Source organism: Virgisporangium aurantiacum (assembly GCF_016863635.1).
Lineage (GTDB): Bacteria > Actinomycetota > Actinomycetes > Mycobacteriales > Micromonosporaceae > Virgisporangium > Virgisporangium aurantiacum.
Genome location: NZ_BOPG01000076.1, coordinates 49125 through 71354 on the forward strand (window position 1 = coordinate 49125; position 22230 = coordinate 71354).

At 74.8% G+C, this 22230-nt stretch carries 13 protein-coding genes; 3 read left to right on the forward strand and 10 right to left on the reverse strand.

Going from position 1 to position 22230, the window contains the following annotated elements; translation table 11 throughout:
• Positions 1-19: 19 nt before the first annotated feature.
• Genes Vau01_RS48575 through Vau01_RS48620 form a run of 10 tightly spaced genes read right to left on the reverse strand, consistent with a single transcriptional unit; the run spans position 20 to position 16818 of the window.
• Positions 20-811, reverse strand: coding sequence for an SDR family oxidoreductase (locus Vau01_RS48575; RefSeq protein WP_204007740.1), 792 nt, complete (start codon positions 809-811; stop codon positions 20-22).
• Complete coding sequence (locus tag Vau01_RS48580; protein WP_204007742.1) at positions 808-3087, reverse strand: lantibiotic dehydratase; 2280 nt, start codon at positions 3085-3087, stop codon at positions 808-810. Before Vau01_RS48580 ends, Vau01_RS48575 begins: the two co-directional genes overlap by 4 nt.
• The gene (locus Vau01_RS48585; protein ID WP_204007744.1) at positions 3084-8384 is read right to left on the reverse strand and encodes a type I polyketide synthase; all 5301 of its coding nucleotides are present in this window, start codon (positions 8382-8384) and stop codon (positions 3084-3086) included. Before Vau01_RS48585 ends, Vau01_RS48580 begins: the two co-directional genes overlap by 4 nt.
• Positions 8381-11842: a condensation domain-containing protein gene (locus tag Vau01_RS48590; RefSeq protein ID WP_204007745.1), complete on the reverse strand. Its 3462-nt coding sequence runs from the start codon at positions 11840-11842 to the stop codon at positions 8381-8383. Before Vau01_RS48590 ends, Vau01_RS48585 begins: the two co-directional genes overlap by 4 nt.
• Entirely contained in the window at positions 11839-12417 is a 579-nt protein-coding gene (locus tag Vau01_RS48595) for a hypothetical protein (protein ID WP_204007746.1), read from the reverse strand. Before Vau01_RS48595 ends, Vau01_RS48590 begins: the two co-directional genes overlap by 4 nt.
• Entirely contained in the window at positions 12414-13160 is a 747-nt protein-coding gene (locus Vau01_RS48600) for a tRNA nucleotidyltransferase/poly(A) polymerase family protein (RefSeq protein WP_204007747.1), read from the reverse strand. Before Vau01_RS48600 ends, Vau01_RS48595 begins: the two co-directional genes overlap by 4 nt.
• Entirely contained in the window at positions 13157-13375 is a 219-nt protein-coding gene (locus Vau01_RS48605; RefSeq protein WP_204007748.1) for an acyl carrier protein, read from the reverse strand. The genes Vau01_RS48600 and Vau01_RS48605 overlap by 4 nt, the downstream gene beginning before the upstream one ends.
• A 28-nt stretch (positions 13376-13403) precedes the next feature.
• Positions 13404-14414 (reverse strand): hypothetical protein, encoded by a 1011-nt coding sequence (locus tag Vau01_RS48610; RefSeq protein WP_204007749.1) that lies wholly within the window; start codon positions 14412-14414, stop codon positions 13404-13406.
• Between the two features lie 26 nt (positions 14415-14440).
• Positions 14441-15865, reverse strand: a complete 1425-nt coding sequence (locus Vau01_RS48615) for a condensation domain-containing protein (RefSeq protein WP_204007750.1) — start codon at positions 15863-15865, stop codon at positions 14441-14443.
• 50 nt (positions 15866-15915) lie between these two features.
• Positions 15916-16818, reverse strand: coding sequence for a phytanoyl-CoA dioxygenase family protein (locus tag Vau01_RS48620; protein ID WP_204007751.1), 903 nt, complete (start codon positions 16816-16818; stop codon positions 15916-15918).
• 164 nt (positions 16819-16982) lie between these two features.
• Between Vau01_RS48620 and Vau01_RS48625 the strand changes: the two genes are divergently transcribed.
• The 3 genes from Vau01_RS48625 to Vau01_RS48635 are packed head-to-tail and all read left to right on the forward strand — an operon-like array spanning position 16983 to position 22210.
• Positions 16983-18023, forward strand: coding sequence for a hydroxymethylglutaryl-CoA lyase-like TIM-barrel protein (locus Vau01_RS48625; RefSeq protein ID WP_204007752.1), 1041 nt, complete (start codon positions 16983-16985; stop codon positions 18021-18023).
• A 12-nt stretch (positions 18024-18035) separates the two neighbouring features.
• Positions 18036-19070 carry a ketoacyl-ACP synthase III family protein gene (locus Vau01_RS48630; protein WP_204007753.1) on the forward strand — a complete coding sequence of 345 codons (1035 nt, stop codon included), beginning with the start codon at positions 18036-18038 and terminating at the stop codon, positions 19068-19070.
• On the forward strand, positions 19064-22210 hold the full coding sequence (locus Vau01_RS48635; RefSeq protein ID WP_204007754.1) for a multifunctional oxoglutarate decarboxylase/oxoglutarate dehydrogenase thiamine pyrophosphate-binding subunit/dihydrolipoyllysine-residue succinyltransferase subunit: 3147 nt from the start codon (positions 19064-19066) through the stop codon (positions 22208-22210). Before Vau01_RS48630 ends, Vau01_RS48635 begins: the two co-directional genes overlap by 7 nt.
• Positions 22211-22230: the final 20 nt, after the last annotated feature.

A 22230-nucleotide genomic window follows, 5' to 3' on the forward strand; every position in this document is an offset into this window, starting at 1 on the left:
CCTCTTCCAGTGACCGGCCTCATGCCACGTGCAGGCCACCGTCGACGGTGAGGTTCGCACCGGTGATCCAGCCGGCTGCGGGCGAACAGAGGAACGTCGCGGCCAGCGCGATGTCGTCCGGGGTGCCGGTGCGGCCGAGCGGGATCCGTTGCGGCGAATCGGCGAACGCGCGGTGACTGTCCTCTTCGGACAGTCCCAGCATGTTGGTCGTCACACCGGCGGTCCGCACCGGTCCCGGGCCGATCGCGTTCACCCGCACGCCGTACGGGCCCCACTCCCGCGCCCAGCTACGCGTGAGCGACACGATGCCCGCCTTCGCCGCGCCGGCGTGGCTGTAGCCGGGGAATCCCCGCTCCGCCTCGGGGACGACGACGTTGAGCACCACGCCGGACGACCGCTCGATCATCGCGCCGACGAACGCGCGGGTGACCAGCATCGTGCCGACGAGGTCGATGTCGACGACGGTGCGGAACGCCCGCTGGGTCATCCGTTCGGCGGGCATCCTGAAGTTCCCCGCGGCGTTGTTGACGAGCACCGTGGCGGCGCCGTACCGGTTCCGGACGAAGGCGGCCAGCTCCGCGATCCCGGCCTCGTCCCGGACGTCGCAGGCGTACCAGTCGCACCGCCCGCCGGGTCCGTCGTCGATGGTGGCGCACGCCTCTTCGAGCCGGCCCGGTTCGCGTCCGGTGATGACCACGTCGCATCCGTGGCGCCGGAACCGTTCCGCGATGCCGCGACCGATCCCCGACGCGCCGCCGGTCACCACCGCGACCGCGCCGCCGAGCAGGTCCGGTGCGAAGGTGTCGGTCATGTCACCGCCCCGGGCCGACCGTCGACCGCCACCATCCGGAATTCGCTGGTGTAGCGGTCCCGCCGCGGGTCGCAGAGCCACAGCCCGCCGAAGTCGGGCAGCATCTCCTGGAACCTGACCTCGGCCTCGGGCGGCAGCCGGCGGACCAGCCGCAGCACGTTCCCCACCAGCAGCCCGCTGTCGAGGTCGCAGAAGACCGGCTTGCGCTCACCGGGAACCCAGACGAACACGAACCGGCACAGGCCACCGGCCCTGAGGTTGGCGACGAGCCGACGCTCGCCGCCGGCCGCCGGTACGCCGGTGAGCATCCGCGCGGCGGTCAGCCGCCACGTCTCCCGGTTGACGACGACCCGGTCGATGACGACGCGCGGCGTGTACGGCGCCGGCGCGAAGGGGTGGAACGCGTTTCCGACCAGGAACGACAGCAGCTCGCCGATGAACTCGACGAAGGGTGCGACGGGGTCGCCGTGGTGGTCCACGACGACGACGTCGCCGTCTCGGGCGACGGCCTCCAGGCGCGCCACGGGAATCCGGGGGACGTCGGCCGGCAGCACGTCCTGCGGCTCCAGCGACCAGTACACGAACCGGTCCGGCACGTCGACGGTCAGCGGCGGGTACCCGCGGGCGCTGATGCCCGGCCAGTGCGTGGGGAACGCGGGCACGAACCGCCGCCCGTGGTCGAACGTCCGGGCGACGAGCGCCTCGATCTGGCCCGGATGCGCCTGGTTGCGGACGAACACCCGGTTGTCCAACGTGTTCACCGCGACGTGGATCTCGCCGATGACCCACCGGAAGTCGCCCCGGTTGGCGGCGTCCTCGCCGGCCGCGGCGAGCATGACGTCGGGGCTGTGGATCCGGGCGGCGGTCCATCCCGGTCCGGGCGCCCCGAACGCGTCGGTCCAGGCGTCCGCGATCGTCCCGGACCGCACGCGCTGCTCCCGCTCCCCGCTCCCCGCGCCGAGGATCTTCGCGACGCGCGCCTGCAGCTCCCGGACGACCCGGGTGAGCAGGCCGCTGGACCGCGGGGACAGCTCCGGCGCGAGCTCCGCGAGCAGCATGGCGACGGGCAGCCGGCTGCCCTCGCGGCCCAGTACCGCCGCGGCGGCGGCGCGCGTCTCCTCCGCCACCCGCCACGTGATCCACCGGCAGCAGCGCAGCAGCAGCTCCAGCGGACGGGCCAGCTCGGCGATCGCACCGCCGCCCAGCCGGACGTCGCGGTCGACGACCGTGTCCATCCACACCACTCCCCGGCCGTCGGGCCGGGTCAGTTTCCCGTGCCAGGCCGGCGCGGCGGTGAGCTCCTCGACGAGCGTCGTGAGCCCGGTGAGCCGCTCGGCCAGCTCCTCCGGCGCGCGGGTCGTCGCCAGGTGCCGTCGCCGGCGGTCGAGCGCCGCCAACCGGTCCAGGTAGCGGGTCCTCGCCGGGCTGTCAGGCAGTGCGCGCAGCCGGTCGGCCAGGGCCGTCTCCATCAGGTCGTCGAGCGGCAGGTCGAGCGTCCACCGGGCGCCGCCCCGCTCGACCAGCCGGGCGAGGATCGACCGGATCTCCAGCACCGAGGCGAACCCCAGCGCCGGATGGGACTCCCGCACCCGGCGCAGCACCTGCTCCGGCGTGCTCCGGCCGTCGCAGTGGAGCAGCACGGCATGCTCCTCCGCGTCGAGCCGCACCGGGCGGCGACGGGGAAGCACCAGCCGGTCGGGCAGCAGGACCGCCGACGGGTCCCGCGTCGGGCACAGGTGGGCACGGATGTCCGGGTCACCGCTCCACCGCCGGGCCAGGCGCTCGATCGCCCACGCCTCGAAGTGCACGCTGCGGCTCGCCTCGGCGCCGCCGCCGTGAACGGAGACGACGCCGGGGTCGTCGGGCGCCAACCGACCCCAGGCGATCGGGCCGAAGAAGCCGATGGTGTCGTTCTTCACCGTGTACCGCTGGACGTAGCGGGCCAGCTGGATCTCCCGCTTGCGGCGGTGGCGCAACGGCGCCGGCCCGTGCGCGAGGCGGGCCGCGTAGTCGGCCAGCCAGTTGCTCATCAGCGGCAGGTTCTGCCACGTCACCGCCTCGCGGAAGCGCGGCGTGCGGACAATCGCCGCGAGGCGGTCGCTGGCCCGGCCCGCGCTGGCCCGGCCGTCGCTGGCCGGGCGGTCGGCGGCCCCGGCCGCGGTGCCGGTGTCGGCGAGCTCCAGCACGAGCCGCGCCGGCCATCCGGCACTGCGCAGGGCGGTCACCGGCCAGAGCGCCCACTCCGCGCCGATCGGGACGAGTGCCGCGTCGGTCACCGACCGGTCAGCCGTTCGAGTTCGTCGGTCAGCGTCCGCAGCGTGCTGGACTCGAAGACGGCGCCGACGCCCAGCTCCACGCCGAAGGTCTCGCGGATCCTGGCGACGAGCTGGACGACGGCGACGGAGTCGCCTCCGACGTCGAAGAAGTCGTCGTCCGACCCGAACTCCACCCGCCCGATGATGTCCGCCCACAGCGTGCGTAGCCGCTGCTCGGTGTCGCCACCGGCCGGCGGAACCGTTTGCGGGGACGCCGCCGCAGCCGCAACCGCAACCGGAGCCGCCGCCGTGGGGGTCGGCCGGTCGCCGGGGCCCGGCGGACGCCCGCCGGACCGGCCCGCGAGCGGGCGCCGTCCGCGCGGCGCGACCTCGCCGTCCGCCCCGCCCACGGCGACCGCGGCGGGCAGGTCCGCGTGCATCAGCCGCAGCAGCAACGCGGTGCCCTCCTCGACGCTCAGCCAGTCGCGGCCGGAGGTGGGGTCGGGTGCCTGCTGCCTCGCGACGGCGGCCGGGTCTGTCGCACGCATCGTGAAGCCCGTGATCCGGGCCACCTGCCTGCCCCGGCGGTCGTAGAGGTCCACGTCGCCGCGGCAGGTGCCGCCGGGAGCGTCCGGCCGGCGTCGCGCCACGACGACCACGTCGGCGGGCACGGTCCGGAAGAACACCGCTTCCGCATACAGGTAGGGCAGCATCGGAGCGGCTCCGGACGGGCGGATCACCGACGTCGCGTTGTCGAGCAGGGCCGGGTGGGACGGGTGGGCGTCGACCTCGTCGCGGTAGTCGTCCGGCAACGACAGTTCCAGCACCGCCTCGTCGGGCGAGGTGGCCGCCCGGACGACGTTCGACCAGTGCGGGCCGAAGTCGACGAGCCCGGAGGTGGTGGGCCGCTCACCGACACCGTCGCGGAGCCGGTCGTAGAGGTCGCCGAGGTCCCGGTGCGCCGGCTCCTCGTCGCTGCCGGCGACGGTGCAGGTCGCGTGCTCCGTCCATTCGGCCCACTCCGGCCGGTCGGCCGGCCGGGACCGGACGACGGCGCGGTGGCCGTCGCGGTGGCCGTCGCGGGCGGGCCGCAGCTCGACGGCGACGACCGTCGGCGCCGGCACCGCGAGCGGGGACAGCAGGACGAGGTCGCGGATCACCGTCGCGGCGCCGTCCGCCCGCGCCAGCCGCTGCGCGGCGGCCCCGAGGACGAGATCGACGTAGGCGGCGCCGGGCAGCACCGGCCGGCCGTCGACGCGGTGTTCGGCGAGGAACCACTCCTGTCCGGTCAGCGTCCGTCGCACCTCGGCGGCGGCATCGACCGGACGCGCGCTCCGGGCCGCCATCCCGACCTCGGCCCAACTGGGCCAGTTCACCGTGGTCACCCGCGTGTCCGTGCCGGCCTGCCGGGCGGCGAACGCGTTGAGGAAGGCGTTCGCCGCGGCGTAGTCGCCGCTGCCGGCGAGGCCGGTGAGCGCGGCGCGGCTGCCGAAGTGCAGGACGAAGTCGAGGTCGTGGCCGGCCAGCAGCCGGTGCAGGTTGCGCGCGCCGTCGACCTTGGGACGGATGACCGCGTCGACCTGCGCGGCGGTGCGCAGCTCCAGTAACCCGCCGCCGGCCACCCCCGCCGCGTGCAGCACACCGTTGACCGGGCCGAACCGCGTGCGCAGGTCTTCCACCGCCGCGGCGAGCTGTCCGGGATCGGCGACGTCGGCCGCGTACTGCCGCACGTCGGCGCCGGCCGCCGCCAGCTCGTCCACCAGGTCCAGGTCCGCCGGGGAGGCGCCGGCGGTGCGGCCCAGCAGTGCGAGGCGCGGCTGCGTACCCGTGCCGGCGATCGCGCGGGCGGCGGCGGCGCCGAGCCCGCCCAGGCCGCCGGTGATCAGGTAGACGCCGCGGTGGCGCAGCCCGCCGGGCACGGCGCGGCGGTCGGCGTCGAGGGCCAGCGGACGCAGTGCCGGTGCCCACACCCCGCCGGGGCGCACGGCGATCTGCGGCAGGCCCTCCGGCGCCGTCGCGGCGAGGCAGGCGGCCAGCTGGTCGCGGGTGACCCGGTCGCCGACGTCGATCAGTCCACAGTGGACGGATTCGGTCTCCAGTGCCAGCGTGTGGAGCAGGCCGCTCACCATCGCCCGGGCCGGCGACAGCGGCTCCGAACCGGTCACGTCGGCGCCGTGGCGGGTGAGCACCACGAGCCGCCACTCCGTCAGCCCGGCCTCGGCGCGCCATCGCTGAACCGCCTGCACCAGCCACAGCAGGGCATAGGTCCCGCGGCGCAGGTCGGTGTCGTGGTCCGGCTGGGTGCTCATCAGCGGACCGTGGACGGCGGTCGCCGGCAGCCGGCGGGTCCGGGCGAGCTCCTCGACGAGTGCGAACACCGCGTCGCGGTCGGTGACGTCGACGGTGTGGGCGCCCCGCGTGCCGGCACCGCGCGGGTAGACCAGGGCCGGCCGGTACCCGGCGCGCTGGAGCGCGGTGACGAGCAGGTCGTCGGCCGCGCGGTCACCAGAGAGGAGCGCCAACGCCGGCCGCGGCTGGAAGACCCGCGGTGGGCGCGCCAGATCCGCGCCGGACGGCGGGACGCCGGTCCAGGTCACCTCGTGGACGGTGGGGCCGGCCGGCGCTGGCGGACCGGCGACCGCGACCGGCAACTCGCTCTGCGGCTCGTTCTGCGGCTCGGCCCGCGACTCGGCCCGCGACTCGGGATCCTCGCCCGGCGGGTCGACGAAGGCGCGGCGGCGGATCAGCGGGACCCCGGGCAACGCCACCCGGAACGAGTCCGCCTCGACCAGGCTCGCCCGGTCCAGCGGGTGTCCGGCCCGCCACAGCGCGCCGAGCGCCGCCAGGTAGCCGGCGAACTCGGCGGCGGTGTCCGACGACCGCGGCAGCAGGGGCACGGCACGCAGCCGCTTCCGGCGGGCGGCGCGCACCAGCCGGGTCAGGGTGTCGCCGGGGCCGACCTCGATCAGGGTCACCGTGTCCCGGCCGGCGAGGGTGTCCACGGCGCCGGCGAAGCGCACCGGCCGGAGCATCTGGTCGGCCCAGTAGTCGGGAGTGGACAGGTCCCCGTTCTCGACCCGGGCGGTGACCGTCGACACGAACTCGACGGCCGGCGCGGAGATCGTCCGGGACCGGAGAAACTGCCGGACGCGCGCCGCCGCCGGCGCCATCAGCTCGCTGTGGTAGCCGTGGGACGTCGGCAACCAGCGGCCGGCCCGGCCCTCGGCGGCGAGCCGCTCACCCAGCCGCGCCATGGCCTCCTCGCCGCCGGTGAGCACCACCTGTCGGTCGGAGTTGACCGCCGCCAGCGCGACGCCGTCGCGGATCAGGTCGGCGACCTCGCCCGCCGAGGCCGACACGGCCAGCATCCGGCCGCGCGGCGCGTCGGCCATCGCGGCGGCCCGCTCGGCCACCAGGCGCAGCGCGTCGTCAGCGGTGAACACGGAGGCGGTCTCCGCCGCCGCGATCTCACCGAGGCTGTGCCCCATCACGATGTCCGGTGTCACGCCCGCGGCGCGCAGGGCGGCCACCGCGGACACCTCGACCAGGTAGACGAGCGCCTGGCTCACGGCCGTCTCGCCGAGCTCCGCCGGCGTGCCGTCCGTCCACAGTCGACGGAGGTCGACGCCCAACAGGTCGGACACCACGGGCAGCCGGGTGTCGAAGGTCTCCCGGAACGCGTCGTTCCACCGGTGCAGGCCGGCGCCCATCCGCACCACTTGGCTGCCCTGGCCGGGGAACATGAACGCCAGCAGGCCCGGAGACCTCGCGTCGCCGGGGTCCGCGCCTGTGGTCACCGGACCCGGCGCCGGATCGAGCACCATCGCGCCACGCCACCGCAGCGTGCGTCGCCCGGTCGCCAGGGTGCGCACGACGTCGCGCGGGTCGTGCTCCGCCGACGCGAGGTGGGCCAGCAGCCGTTGGTGGCTCGACGCCAGGGCCTCCGGCGTGTGGGCCGACGTCAGCAGCAGCCTGGGCCGCTCGTCGGCGGCCGGCCGCGCGGGCCGGTCGGGCGCCGCGGAGAGGACGACGTGGGCGTTGGTGCCGCCGATGCCGAAGGAGCTGACCCCGGCGTGCCGCGACCGGCCGGAATCCGGCCACGGCGTCAGCGCGTCCTGCACCGTGAACGGGGTGTCCGGCAGCTTGAGGTCCGGGTTCGGCCGGGAGAAGTTCACCGTCGCCGGCAGCCGGCCGTGATGCAGCGCGAGCACGGTCTTGATCAGGCCCGCGATGCCCGCCGCCGCGCCCAGGTGGCCGATGTTCGACTTCACCGAGCCGATCCGGCAACCACCCTCCGGAAGGTCGGCCGGGAAGGCGCCGAACGCCTCGGCGAGCGCCTTCATCTCGATCAGGTCGCCGATCGCCGTCGCGGTGCCGTGTGCCTCCACGTACGAGATGTCGGCCGGGGTCAGCCCCGACGCGTCGAGCGCGTTCACGATGCAGGCCGCCTGGCCGGCGACGCTCGGCGCGCTGAACGCGACCTTGCTCGACCCGTCGTTGTTGACCGCCGAGCCGGCCACGACCGCGTAGATCGAGTCCCGGTCGGCGACCGCGTCGCTGAGCCGCTTGAGCAGGACCGCGCCCACCCCGTTGCCCGATATCGTGCCGGACGCGTCGGCGTCGAACGGTCGGCAGCGACCGTCCGCGGAGAGGATGCCGCCCGGCAGATGGATGTAGCCGACGCCGTACGGCCACTCCACCTGCACTCCCCCGGCGATGGCCAGGTCGCACTCGCCGGCCCGCAGCGCCTGGCTCGCCAGGTGCACGGCCACCAACGAGCTGGAGCAGGCGGTGGCCACCGTCAGGCTCGGACCGCGCAGGCCGAGCTTGTAGGACGCGAAGCTGGACAGGTAGCTCGGATGGTTGCCGGTCTCGATCGCGAGCTCGCCCACCGCGTGCGCCAGCGTGGGGTGCCGGCGCAGGTGGAGGTCGAGGTACCGGTTGACGTTGCCGCTGGCGAACACGCCGATGTCGCCGGGGAACCCGTCCGGGTCGTACCCGGCGTTTTCGAGGACGCCGTGGCAGGCCTCCAGGAACAACCGGTGCTGGGGGTCGCGGAGCTCGGCCTCGCGGGGCGTCATCCCGAAGAAGTCCGCGTCGAAGTCCTCCATGCCCGGCAGAATCGGGCAGCGGCTGACGTAGCCGGGGTGGTCGCGTCGCGCGGCGGTCTCACCGCGGTCGCGCAGCTCCTCCGCGGTGAGGTCGGTGACGCACTCGCGTCCGTCGACCAGGTTCTGCCAGTACCGGTCGAGGTCGACGGCCTGGGGCATCCGCGCCGACATGCCGACGATGGCGATGGGCTCCAACGGCGGGGTCAACGACGGCCCTCCTCGGTCTCGGCGCGACGGCGGATCGCAGGGCCGCGGCGACCGCGCGTGGGTGCGGCCGGTTGCGCGCCGGCACGCAGCCGCCCGGCCAGGTCCGCGACGGTCGGCGCCCAGAAGAGCTCGACGAGCTCCAGCTCCGGGAACCCGACCCGGTGCAGCTCGCGGTGCACCCGGATCATTGCCGCGGAGTCCAGCCCGAGTTCGAAGAAGTTGACGTCGTGGGGCAGCGCGGCGCCGGTGGGCAGGTGCCGGGCCAGGATGTCCTCGATCGTCCGTTCAATCGTCCGTTCGATCGCCCCGGCGGCAGCGCCGGTCGTCGGCGCGGGCTCGGCGAGCGCGGCCGTCGCGGCGACGTCGGGCTTGCCGTTGTGGTCCAGGACCAGGTGCGGTACGACGTGGAGCGTCTCCGGCACCGACCACGCCGGCAGCCGGTCCGCGAGCCTCGCGGGCACCGCCCGGTACCGCTCGGCGTCACCGTCGCGGAGCGCGTCGTCGGCCACGGTCACATAGGCGACGAGCGCCCCCGCCGGTGACCGGCCCACGACCGCCGCCGAGATCGCCGGGTCGTCGGCGAGCAGCCGCTCGACGGCGGCCGGCTCGATCCGGTGGCTGTCGATGTCGAACTGCCGGTCCGCCCGGCCGGCCCACTCCACCAGACCGTCGGGGCGCAGCCGACCCAGATCGCCGGTGAGCACCGCCGGGACCGGGCTGCCGTCAGGTGTCACCGAGCGGAGCCGCTCACCGGTGACGAGCACCGGCGGGTAGGGCTCCAGCACGCCGATCTCGCCGAGCTGGCCCACCGCGGCGGGCCGGGAGCCGCGCAACACGACGAGCCGCCTGGCCCCGCAACCGGTCCCGACGGGGACCCCGCCCCGGTCCGCCGGGGACCGGAGGTGAAGGCCGCTGAGTTGCGGTACCTCGGTGAGGCCGTACCCGTTGCCGATGCGGGCATTCGGACACAGCGTGCCGAGGCGGGCCGCGAGGTCCCCGGTCAGCTCCCCACCGGCGGTGACGACGAGCCGCACGTGCGGCAGCCCCTGCCCGTCGGCTGCGGCGGTGAGCAGGGCCGCGCGTGCGGGGGTCAGCTGCAGCACGGTGACCCGGCGCTCCCGGATGAACGCCAGCAGGCGGCGGGGGTCGGCGACGGTCGCGTCGTCCGGCACCGCGACCGTCGCGCCGAGCACGAGGGGCATGACGAGCTCGCGGAGGATCGGGTCGTGTCCCGGTCCGGCCAGGGCCACGAACCGGTCGTCGCGACCGACGCCGAGATGCTCCGCCTGCTCCACGAGGGCGGCGGCCACCGACCGCCCCGGTACGGCGACGGACCTCGGCTCACCGGTCGTCCCCGACGTGGTCAGCACGTGGGCGATCGGACCGGCCGGTGCCGGGTCCGGCCGCGGTCCGGCCGCTGCCAGGCGGCTCAGGACCGGCTCCGGCGCCCGCAGGTCGAGCTCGTGGTCCGCACCCACCGCGCGCAGCACGGCCGAGCGCAGGCCGCCCGGCAGGCGGGCGTCCAGGAGCACCGGTGGTCGGCCGACCGACCACCCGGCGAGGATCGCCACCGCAAGCGCCGGAGCCCGCCGGGCCACGGTCCCCACGGGTCGGCCGGCGTCGACCGACGCGCGCAGCCGGTCCGCCAGCGCGGTCACCCGTCTGCTCAGCTCGCCGTATGTGGTCACCCCGCCGGCGCCGGTCAGCGCCGGACGTTCCGGCTCGGCGCGGGCGACGGCGAGGAAACGCTCCACCAGGTCCGCCACGTCGACGGCGCGCGGGGCGACCAGCGTCGGGAGGCGGCCGGTCGGCAGCGCGTCGGCGATCGCGGCCGTGGGCCGCCCGACGAACGCCGCCACCACGTGGGCGACCGCCGCAGCGAGGTGCCCGGCGACGTCCCGGCCGAACAGGTCCGCCGCGCAGCTGGTCGAGAGGTCGATGCCGCCGCCGCGACCGGCATAGACGTAGAGGCCGACGTCGAACAGCGCGGGCGGGTCGGGTACCCGGACCCGCTCGACGTCGCCGCACTCGGCCGGCAGGGGCTGCTCGGCGCCGCTCAGGTCGTTGAACCACGCCTGGAAGACCGGGTTTCGGCCGTTGCGGCCGGCCGGGCCTGCCTGACGCACCACCGTTTCGAAGTCCACCGCGCCGTGTCGCATCGCGGCGACGAGCGCGTCGTGGCAGCCCGCCGCGAGGTCCCCGAGCCGGCGGTCACCGTCGACCGCCACGGTGAGCGGCAGGGTGTCGACGAAGAACCCGACGACGTCGGTGTCCGCCAGCGACCGCCGGCCGTCGACCGGCACGCCGACCACGACACTCCCGTCACCGGACCAGCTGCACAGGACGGCGGCCAGGGCCGCGAGGAGCACCGGCGAGCGGCGGAGTCCGTGTTGACGACAGACCGTCGCCAGGGCCGACCAGGTGGCCTCGTCGAGGTGCCGCACCGCGGTGACCCCACGGAACGTCGGCGTCCGCGGCGGCGTGCCGCCGAACGGCAGGCGCAGCGGCTGCGGCGAGGCCACGTGCCCGCGCCAGTAGGCGAGGTCCTCCGGTCGGGCGTCGACGTGTGCCCGGATCCGTCGCTCGACCGCGGCGTGGTACTCGTCGACCGGCCGGTCGGTGCGCGGTCGCCCGAGCAGCTCCGCCCACAGCAGCTCGACGGAGTGCTGGTCGGCGATCAGGTGGTCGGCGGCGAAGACGAGAGCCGTCGTGTCCGACGCCGGGTCGGACAACACGGAGAGCGTGTGCAGCGGCGCCCGGTCGAGGTCGAACGGCATCCGTTGCAGGCGGCTGATCTCGCGGCGGACCTGCCCGTCGAACGACGTGTGCCGGTCGACGGCCACGACCCGCGGCCGCACCGGGGCATCGGCGAGCACCTCCTGCCACGGCTCGTCGGCGTCGACGCGGATCCTGGTGCGCAGCGCCGGATGCCGGCGCACCGCACGGGACAGGGCGTCCTCCAGCCGGTCCGGGCCCACCCGGCCCCGGACGGTGACGGCGCTGACCACGTTGTACTCCGGCAGGCCGCCGTGCATCCGGTGGAGCAGCAGCAGCCGGTGCTGCGCCGGGGTCAACGGCAACCGGTCCGGTGGCCGGGTCGACGGGGCGGCCCGCGGGATCTCGGCCCGCAGCCGCGCGCGCACCTCGTCCAGCGACGCGTTGTCCGCCACGAGCCACCGGACCGGCACTCTGGTGCCGGTGTCGCGGTACAGCGCGGCGGAGAAGCGCGCCGCGCGGAGGCTGTCGCCGCCGAGGTCGAGGAAGCCGGTGCCGGACAGGCCCGGGTGGCTCTCCGCCAGGTCACCCAGCGCCGCGAGCCAGATCTGTTCGATCGGGACCGCTGCCCCGTCCCACTCCGCCGCCGCACCCACCGCAGTGACGTTAGGCAGCCCGCCGACGATCGACACGTCGCCGGAAGCTGGGACGGGCCCCGACGTCACCCCTCTGTCGTCGGTCATGCGGGGGCGGCCCGGTGCCGGTCGATGGTGCGGATCACCTCGTCGTACCACCCGATCTGCTCGCCGGCCGGGCCGTCCTCGGGCAGGTACCAGTCGTCGGAGCCGCCGATGCCCAGGTCGCGCCCGACGTCGCGGAGCAGCTTGAGGCCGTCGGCCCAGGCCCGGATGGCCTCGTCGCGGGACAGCGCCGCCGGCACGGCCAATCGGTGCTCGAGGAAGTGCCGGGCGGCGGCGATCTCCCGGCGCAGGCCCTCCTCGTCGGCCGGCGCGGGACGCAGCAGCAGGTCCCACGCCTCGGCGGCGAGCGCCGGATCGGCCCCGGCGAGGCACCGCAGCACGACGAGAGCCTCCTCGACGTAGTCGGCGGCGCCCGGCGGATAGACGCCGCGGCCGTGCAGAGCCAGCTCGACGCCGAAGACGATCAGGTTCGACCGCGCCCGCCAGGCCAGTTCGAGCTGCCCGGCGGCGACGGCGCCGTCGAGGTCGAAGTGGTGGATCCAGAGGATCTCCTGAACCACGTTCGTCCGTCGCATCCGCCGCAGCCAGGACAGCAGCGGTTCGGCGGCCGCCGTCATCGCCCGGCCAGCCGGGCGCGCCAGTGCTCGGGAAAGTGGTCGAGCAGTCCGGTCTCGGCCAGCAGTGTGATGCCGGCCGCCGGGTCGGGTGCGGTGAGTATCCTGCTCAAAGACACGATCACGCTCCAGCTGAAGTCGGGTGCGATGGTGCCGGCGAGGTCCCTCATCGCCGCCTTCACGTCGGGGTCGACGTCGAAGCCCAGCTCCGCGGCGAAGCGGGCGTACCGGACCATGGTGTGCGGGTTGCCGGCGATGGCGACGTGCGGATCGATCGGCGGCCGCAGGATCCGGGCGGCGATGTCGGCCTCCGCGCCGAGCGGGTCGATGTACCGGCGTCCGGGCAGCACCACGGTCGCGCAGTTGATGGTGACGTCGGCGCACAGCAACTGGTTGAGCAGCGGGTCGTCGTACAGCCGGGCCGGGTCGAAGTCCGGACACCAGTCGCGCGGACTGCGGAACGTGAGAATCTGCAGCTTCAGGCCGTCGACGGTCGCGCTGACGACGCCGAAGCGGTTCGGGCTGCGGGTGGCGTTCCCGGCCCATCCGGTCAGGATCCGTTCGCTGTCGGCCGGGTCCGCGTCGCTGACGAAGTCGAAGTCGTGCGGGCGCTTGCCCAGGAGGAAGTCCCGGGTGGCTCCCCCGGTGAGTGCGAGTCGGTGGCCGTGCGCGGCGTAGACCTCGGCCAGGTCATCCGCGAGCGACATGACGGGGTGGTCGAACACGAGCCGGACGCCCGCCCTCATCCGCCGACGGTGTGCCGGAAGTACCGATCCAGGCTGGTCGCGTTCACCATGTCGAAGATCTCGACCTCGACGCCGGTCAGCTCCTTGATCCGGACGGCGAGTTGAAGGGCGTGCAGCGAGTTACCGCCCAGGCTGTAGAAGCCCTGGTCGGGGTCGACGCTCGCGTCGAAGACCTCGTTGAGGGCCGCCAGGCACCCGGCCAGCTTGTCGTTCATGTCGATCCGTTCTGTTGATTGGACGCCGTCAGGACAGGAACCCCTGCGCGCGTAGCTGCCTCGTCTCCGCCCACATGGCGGTACGGACCTCGACGGGCGGCAGCCGCAGCGACCGGCCGACCGGGTCCGTCGCCTCCCGCCAGGACCGGCCCTCGGCGAGCTGCCGGCACAGCGCCGTCGTGGGGCCGGCCACCGGCACGATCGAGTCCCGGCCCTTGATGAGGTGCGCCGTGTCGCCGGTCTCGACCAGCCGGACGCCGGCCGCGAGCCGGCACGACCGGGAGTCCAGCGCCTCGGCCAGGTCCGGGTGCACGGCCAGCGCCGCCCGCAGCTGGTGGATGCGACCGTCGAGCGCGCCGGTGGGGCGCAGAAAACCGTCGACCAGCTCCCGGAACCGCGCCGAGTCCCGGCCGTGGCGACGGGCCGCCTTCTCCCCGGCCCACTTCAGCGACGGGTACGCCTCGCCGTCCTCGGCGAGCGTGGCGGTCGACCGCCACTGGATCGCCTCGCGCAGCAGAAGTTCGGCCTCCTGACCGGCCCCGGTCGCCGCGGCGAGCGCGGACCGGGCCAGCTGCTCGAAGGCGCGGTAGGTCGCGTGCCGGGCCAGCGCGGTGGCGGCGCACGCCGGGCTGAGACCGGCGAGGGCCCGGGCGACGGCCGGCGTCACCCGCACCGGCACCCCGATGGCGAGCCGGTAGTACCGGTCGATGTCCTTGAGGCTGTGGTCGACGACGTCGTGCCAGTCCTGCCGCTCCACCCGCTCGCCGAGCTGCTCCAGCTCGACCAGCTTCAGGTACTCGCAGTCGACGTAGTGCGACCCGCGCAGACCGATGGTGGTGCTCCGCCCGGGCGAGCCGTCCTCGCTGATCACGTACAGGTCCAGGTCGGAGCTGGCGTTGCCGATGCCCTCGATCAGGGAACCGGAGACGACGCAGGACGCCGTGGGGGCAAGCCACCCGACCACCCGCCCGATCTCGGTCTGCAGGTGCTGCGGCAGCGCGGCCAACCGCCGGTCGCCGCGCTCTGCGGTCTGTGCCAATGCCCGTCCTCCGTTCACGACCGGTGTCACCGCGCCGGCGTCCGGCTGCCGAGTGCCTTCTCCATCAGGGCGAGCGCCGGGCGGCCGCCCTCCGGCGGCCGGGTCGCCTCCGCCACGGCCGCGGCTTCGACGGCGGCCAGCACGTCGGCCGGGTTCGTCGCGCCGACCAGTCGCGGGTCGACGCTCAACAACAGCTCGGGCGCGGCCCCGGTGCCCGCCACGGACAGGTGGACGGCGCGCCGCACGTGCGGCGGCGCCGAGCCGAGTAGCGGCGCCTCGGTGACGTCGGTGTGCGCGCGCAGCGCGGGAATGCCGTCCGGTGGGACCGGCGCCGCAGGGGCCGACCGGTGCACGTTGTTGACCACGCAGTCGACCTGGTCCAGCAGCGTGGCCAGCCCACCGTCGACGAGGTCGTCCATGTCGTAGAGGGCGTTGCTGAAGGCGTCGAGGCTGGCCACCTGCGCCCGCCGCAGGACCGTCGGCAGGTCGGCGTCCGCCAGGTCGACGGCCATCGGCGCGTACTGGTTGAGCGTGCCGACGTAGTCGACGCCGCGCGAGATCCACCGGTTGGACGCGACCGTGTTGAGCACGCACGCCGTCCGGCCGGACAGGGTGCCCACGACGACCGCCAGGAGGCCCAGGTACACCTGGGCGGCCGTGACCGCGTGCCGCGCGGCGAGCACCCCCACCGCGGCGCCGAGGGCCGGCGAGCGCATCCGGGTCCGGGGGCGCGGCCCGGACGGCGCGGAGCCGAGGTCCGCCGCGCCGAACGTCGGCACCATCGCGGGGTCGAGGACGCCACGCAGGTAGCCGACGGCCCTGCGGTGAAGCGCCGCCGCGGCCGGGGTCGCCTCGTCGGCGGCGCGGTCGGCCGGCTGGTACCGCTCCACCGGCGACCGCTCCACCGGCGGCCGTTCCACCGGCGCCTGGTCGCGGACACCGCTCAGCCGGCCTGTCAAAGCCCGCCGCACCAGGCGTGCCCCGGTCAGGTCGACGCTCAGGTGCGACAGTTCGAGGACGACCCACGCCGGAGCGTCGTTCGCGGTGACGACGGCGACCCGCAGCGGGAAATCGTCGGCGGGCCGGAACTCCGTCCCGAACCCGGGAAAGGGCGCGTCCGGGTCGCCGTTCCAGCCGTCCGCCGCGACGACGGCCAGCGGCAGCACGCCCTCGCGGCGGACGCGTTGGTACAGGCCGCCCGCCGGACGCGTGGGGCAGGTCGTGCGCAGCGACTCGTACTCCTCCACCAGCCATCGGACGGCGGCGCGGACCTGCGACAGCGTGGTGCCGGCGGGCACCGGCAGCATGGTGCGCACGTTGAAGAACGCCGCGTGCGGCGTCTGGTGGCTCCACGCCCGGTAGATGTCCTTCTGCCCCCACGTCAACGGGTGCGTTCCCGCGCGCGCCCCGCGGAACGGCACCGGGATCGTTCCGGTGTGGCGCAGGACCACGGCGGTACTCCTTCGGTCGCCGCCCGGCCGGCGGCGGTGGACGGCGGTGGCTAGGCCGGGGTCGGAGCGACCTCGTGCGAGAAGTACCCCGTCGACGACTTGTGGCCGCCCGACCGCAGATGCGCGCCCTCCTGCACCTCGTACAGCGAGTTGAACTCCGCCTCGGCGATGGGCAGCCGCCAGTGGCCGCTCTCGCACCGCGCGACCTTCGCCGGTCGGCCGCGCAGCAGCCGTGCGTTGGGCTCGTTGTGCGCGGCGCGCGGGCCGTAGTACACCGGGAACGCGTCGGCGCTGCGGTAGGAGGGGATGAACGCGCGACGGTAGCGATCCGAGATGTTCTTCTCCGATGCGTGCGCCAGCAACGGATGCAGGAAGATGGCCGTACCGGCCGGCGCCTCGCAGTCGACGACCGAGGACTCGTCCACGCCGACCCCGGCCAGGGTGGCGATCTTTCCCCGGAAGTGGCCGTCGACCTCGTGGCTGAGCAGCCCGAGGCGGTGCGAGCCGGCCGCCACCTTGAGGCACGCGTTCTCCCGGGTGGCGTCGTCCAGGTAGATGAGGACGGCCACCAGGTCGGTGTTGGTGTGCGGGTAGTACGCGAAGTCCTGGTGCCACTCGACGACGCTGCCCACCCGGGGCGCCTTGATGTTCAGCTTGGAGTACTGGAACTCGACGTCGTCGCCGACCAGTTGGGACACCGCGTCCAGCAGCGGGGGGTACTCCACGATCTCGTTGAACACCGGGTCCCGGCTGGTCGGTGCCCACACCCGACGGATCATCGCCGGATCCTCGGGCTCCGGCTCGCCCACACCGTCAGTCGCGTCCGACGCCAACAACGCGTCCACGAAGCCGCGCGCCCGGTCGACGAGCTCGTCGCCGACGAGCCCCTCGACGACGAGAAACCCGTTGTCCCGATAGGTTTTGACATCGTGCCCGGTCAGGATCTCGGTCATCCGCAAGCACTCCCTTCGCGTCCACCGCAGTCTGGTGTCGCGCATCGGGCCCGGGCAAGGCATTCCACGAACGTGCCGGCGGCAGGTTCGCCCCGAATCTGCCGCCGGATCTGCCGGGTCGTTCTGCCGGACCGCACCGGCGGGCGCCGGTAGGTTCCGGCGGAATGGCAGATGCATCGAGGATCCGGACAGCGGGCGGTGCGGTGGTCTCCGCCGACGTCATGGACTGCACGCTGCGGGACGGCAGTTACGCCGTCGGGTTCCAGTTCGCCGAAGGCGACATCCACGCGGTCCTGACGGGGCTGGACGCGGCGGGCATCCGGCTCGTCGAGCTGGGCCACGGCCTCGGGCTCGGTGCCGCCGGAGCACTCGGCAAGCCGATGCTCGTGCCGGAGGAGCGCTGCTTCGAACTCGCCGCCGGCCTGCGGCGGGCGGCGTGGGGCATGTTCTGCATCCCCGGTATCGCCACGCTGTCGCACCTGCGCCGGGCCGCGGCCGCCGGCATGCGGTTCGTCCGGGTCGGGGTCGACATCACCGACGTCACGCCGGCGGAACGGTTCGTCGAGACGGCCAAGGGGCTCGGCCTGCTGACGTTCGCCAACCTCATGAAGACGAACGTGCTCGACGCGGACGGAGTCGGCGACGCCGCCCAGCAGTGCGAGAAGTACGGCGCGGACGCGGTCTACCTGGTCGACTCGGCCGGCGCCTACCTGCCCGACGAGGTCCGCGACCTGGTCGCCGCGGTCGGCCAGCGGCTGGACGTCCCGCTCGGCTTCCACGGCCACGACAACCTCGGCCTGGCCAACGCCAACGCCCTCGCCGCCGCGGCCGCCGGCGCGAGGTACATCGACACGACGCTCGACGGCATCGGCCGCGGTGCGGGAAACGCCGTCACGGAGTGCTTCGCGGCGATCGTCCGCGACGACGCGGCCGGCGGCTACGACTACCGTGCCCTGGCTCAGCTCAGCGAAACGGTGGTGCGCCCGCTGGCGCGCCTGCACGACGACCGCGTGTACCAGGTGATGGGTGCCGTCACCCGCACGCATTCGAGCTTCTTCCCGCTCATCTCCGGGTGTGCCCGGGCCGCCGGCGTCGACGCGTTCGAGCTCATGGCGGAGGTCGCCGACGTCGACCGGATCGCGCCCACCGAAGGCCTGGTGCGGGAGATCGCGGGCCGCCTCGCCGCCCGCCTCGCCGCCCGGTAGCGGAGCCGTTGGATGCGGATCGACTTCGACCTGGCGCTGTCGGGCCCGAACACCTGCTTTCCGCGCGGCGTCGAGACCACCACCGACGCCGTCGCCGCCGGCCGCGTCGACGCCCGTTCGGCGGAGGAGCTCGGCGTGGAGCTCATCCACATCGCCGACCCGGACGAGACTCCGCCGGCCCTGGCGGTGACCGCGGCGCGGCGGGCGCTCACCGCGGCGGGGCTGTCGGGGCCGGACGTCGGGCTGCTGCTGCACTGCTCCGTGTGGCACCAGGGCTGGGACATGTGGAGCCCGGCCCACCACATCGCCGCCCGGATCGGCGCGGACGCCGCCCTGCCCATCGGTGTCAACCAGGGATGCAACGCGGTCATGGCCGCCGTCGAGCTGGCCGCGCCGTGGCTGGCCGCCGACCGGTCCGGCCGCAGCGTCATGGTCACGGCCGGCGACCGGTTCCTGGCGCCGGGGTTCGATCGCTGGCGTGGCAACTTCGGCTTCGTGCACGGTGACGCGGCCACCGCGGCGGTACTGCGCCGCGGACCCGTGGCCGGCGCGTTGGCGGTGCGGGCCGTCCGCAGCCGCACCGCCCCGCACCTGGAGGAGATGAACCGGGCCGGGCTGGAGCCCACGGTGGCGGCGCGGATGAACGGCGACGTCGACCTGCGCGCGCCGAAGAAGGCGTACTTCATGCGCCACGGGCTGCGTGACTTCGAGAAGCTCACCGAGGAGTCGGTGCGCGGCGTGATCGAGGAGAGCCTGGCCGACGCCGGTGTGGCCCCGGACGATGCCCGGATCCGCGGCGTCGCCGTGCCGCGCATGAGCGAGGCCCTCGTCCGCCACGTCTACGCGCCGCTGCTGTCGACGGTGACGCCCGCACCGGTGCTGCCCATGCAGCGCCGCACCGGGCACCTCGCCTGCTCGGACGTGCTCGCCAACGTGGCCGACCTGCACGTGGTGGCGCTCGACCGGCCCGGTGACGTCGGCGTCGTGCTCAACATCGGCGGCGGGTACACGTGGTCGGCGCTGGTCGTCGAGGTGCCGGGGTGGTGAGCTCCTCCGCGCCGTCGCCGGCCGAGGACTTCGGCGTCAACGCCTGGCTGGTCGAGGAGATCTACCGGAACTACCTCGCGGATCCCGCATCGGTGGACGAGACGTGGCGCGGCTTCTTCGACACGCCGTGCCTGGCGACCGTCGTCCGGGAGGTGCCCGCCACGCTGCTCGCCGAGAACCGGTTCGTCATCAACCGCGACCGCCGCGGCACCGGTCGCGGGCGGGTGTCGGTCGTCGACCTGGTCGGCCACGCCCTCGTCCACGCGGTCCGGTCGCGACCCGGCGGGAATGCCTCGTTCCGCGTGGTCGACGGCCGGCCGGCGGCCGGTGCCGGCACCGGCCCGACGATCGCGGTCGGCCCGGTGGAGGTTCCGGCGCGGTACCGGGGCCTCCCGCGGCGGACCCTGGCCGCGTCGGCCATCGGGCCCGTGCTCACGGTGACCGCGACGTTCGACCGCCGGGTCGTCGAGGCCTCGGCGGCGGCCGAACTCCTGCGTGCGATCGAGGCCTCGCTGCTCGGCGAGGGCGGGTTCTACGGGGACGTCTTCGCGTCGCTGGGAGTCGCGCACCAGCCGGTGCGGTGGCCGCCACCGGGGTCGGCCCGGCGGGTGACCGGTTCCGGGCGCGCGGTCCGCGTCGCGCGCCTGATCGAGGCCTACCGGGCGCACGGGCACCTGGCCGCGGACCTGGACCCGCTGCGGCGGCCACGTCCGGGCCACGCCGACCTCGACCCGGCCGCCCACGGCCTCGCCGTGTGGGACCTGCGGAGCACGGTCGACACCGAGGGGGTCGGCGGCCGGCCACGGGCCCGGCTCCGCGACCTTCTCGCCGCGCTGCGCGACCGTTACTGCGGCACCGTCGGCGTCGAGTACACCCACCTCGCCGACCCGGAACGACGCCGGTGGATCGAGACGGCCCTCGATCGCCGCCCCCGCCGACCCGATCGCGGGCGGCGACTGCGCATCCTCGACCGGCTCACCGCCGCGGAGTCGCTGGAGCTGTTCCTGCACACGCGGTACCCGGGGCAGCGGCGGTTCTCGTTGGAAGGCGGCGAGTCGGCGGTCGTGCTGCTCGACGAGGTCCTCGGCGCAGCGGCGGACGCCGGGCTCGCCGAGGTCGCGGTGGGCATGTCGCACCGCGGCCGCCTCACCCTGATGGCCACCGTTCTGGGCCTGCCGTACCAGGAACTCCTCCGGCGGTTCGAGGGCCGGCACGAGTCGGCACCGGCCGCGATCGCCGGCGACGTGAAGTACAACCTCGGTGCGCGGACGACGTTCGTCTCGCCGTCGGGCGGCCGGACCGAGCTGTCGCTCCTCCCCAACGCCTCCCACCTGGAGGCGGTCTACCCGGTGGTGGAGGGCTTCGCGCGGGGACGGCAGGACGCGCGCCCCGGCGGGCCGTTCGACCCGCTTCCGGTGGTGCTGCACGGCGACGCCGCGTTCGCCGGCCAGGGCGTCGTCGCGGAGACGCTCAACCTGTCCGGGCTGCGCGGGTTCCGCACCGGCGGCACGATCCATGTGGTGCTCAACAACCAGATCGGTTTCACCACCGCGCCCGCGGACGCCCGCGGCGGCACCTACCCGACCGCCGCCGCCCGCACGGCCGACGCGCCGGTCCTGCACGTCAACGCCGACGACCCGGAGGCGTGCGCGTGGGTGGCCCGGCTGGCGTTCGCGTACCGGCAGGCGTTCCACCGCGACGTCGTCATCGATCTGGTCTGCTACCGGCGGCGCGGCCACAACGAGAGCGACGACCCGACGATGACGCAGCCGGACCTGTACCGGCTCATCGAGGCCAGGCCGCCGGTGCGCGCGCTCTACACCGACCTGCTGGTCCGCCGCGGCGACCTCACCACCGCCGAGGCCGAGGCGCTGCGGACGCGGTACCGGCAACGGCTCGAACGGGCCGTCCCCGCACCGGTCCCCACGCCGATCCCCACGCCGGTCCCCGACGCGGCACCGGCGGAGCCCGCGCCCGCCGCGCCGGTGGTCACCGCGATCGACGACCAGACCATCAAGCTCGTCGCCCAGGCGCTCGCCGAACTGCCGGCCGGCGTCGAGCCCCATCCCCGCGTGGCGGCGCAGCTCCAGCGGCGCGCGGCGACGGCTGTCGACGGTGTCGTCGACTGGCCGATGGCCGAGACGCTGGCGTTCGGCTCGCTCCTGCTCGACGGGCGGCCCGTCCGACTGACCGGCGAGGACTCCCGCCGCGGCACGTTCGCGCAGCGGCACCACGTCCTGGTCGACCGGAGCACCGGCGCGGAGCACCCGCTGCTGTCCCGGCTCAGCCCGGACCAGGCCCGGTACGCCGTCTACGACTCGCCGCTGTCGGAGTTCGCGGTGCTGGGCTTCGAGTACGGCTACTCGGTGGCCCGCCCGGACTCCCTGGTCATCTGGGAGGCGCAGTTCGGTGACTTCGCCAACGGGGCGCAGACCGTCATCGACGAGTACGTCGCGGCCGGCGAACAGCGGTGGGGCCAGCGGTCCGGCCTCTGCCTGCTGCTGCCGCACGGGCTGGAGGGCCAGGGACCCAACCACTCGTCGGCGCGGGTCGAGCGCTTCCTCCAGCTGTGCGCGCAGGACAACCTGACGGTGGCGATGCCGTCGCTGCCGTCGTCGTACTTCCACCTGCTACGCCGGCAGGCGCTCGCCCCCGAGCCCCGGCCGCTGGTGGTGTTCACCCCCAAGTCGATGCTGCGCCTGCGGGACGCGACCTCCAGCGTGCGGGAGCTCACCGATGGCCACTTCCGGGCGGTGGTCGGCGACCCCGCCGCCCACCGCGCGACGACCCGGCGAATCCTGCTCTGCTCCGGCAAGCTCGCCTGGGACCTGGAGGCGCGGCGGGCGCGGACGGGCGGCACCGACACCGCCGTCGTCCGGATCGAACGGCTGTACCCGGTTCCGCTGCCGGAACTGGCCGCCGAACTGTCGGGCTACCCGGCCGGGGCCGAGGTCCGGTGGGTCCAGGAGGAGCCGGAGAACCAGGGCGCATGGCGGTTCCTGCGCGGGCACCTCCCCGCCGCGCTGGGCGGCCGGCCGCTGCGTGCGGTGACGCCACCCGCTGCCGCGACGACCGGCACGGCCTCCCCCGAGCGCCACGCGACCGCGCACCGCCACCTCGTCGAGCGCGCCTTCCGGTAGCCGGCGGGCCGCGTCGGTGC

Coding starts and splice junctions, on each gene's coding strand:
- Vau01_RS48620 (WP_204007751.1), bottom strand. CDS start 16,818: ATGACCGAGATCCTGACCGGGCACGATGTCAAAACCTATCGGGACAAC.
- Vau01_RS48630 (WP_204007753.1), top strand. CDS start 18,036: ATGCGGATCGACTTCGACCTGGCGCTGTCGGGCCCGAACACCTGCTTT.
- Vau01_RS48625 (WP_204007752.1), top strand. CDS start 16,983: ATGGCAGATGCATCGAGGATCCGGACAGCGGGCGGTGCGGTGGTCTCC.
- Vau01_RS48575 (WP_204007740.1), bottom strand. CDS start 811: ATGACCGACACCTTCGCACCGGACCTGCTCGGCGGCGCGGTCGCGGTG.
- Vau01_RS48605 (WP_204007748.1), bottom strand. CDS start 13,375: ATGAACGACAAGCTGGCCGGGTGCCTGGCGGCCCTCAACGAGGTCTTC.
- Vau01_RS48600 (WP_204007747.1), bottom strand. CDS start 13,160: ATGAGGGCGGGCGTCCGGCTCGTGTTCGACCACCCCGTCATGTCGCTC.
- Vau01_RS48595 (WP_204007746.1), bottom strand. CDS start 12,417: ATGACGGCGGCCGCCGAACCGCTGCTGTCCTGGCTGCGGCGGATGCGA.
- Vau01_RS48590 (WP_204007745.1), bottom strand. CDS start 11,842: ATGACCGACGACAGAGGGGTGACGTCGGGGCCCGTCCCAGCTTCCGGC.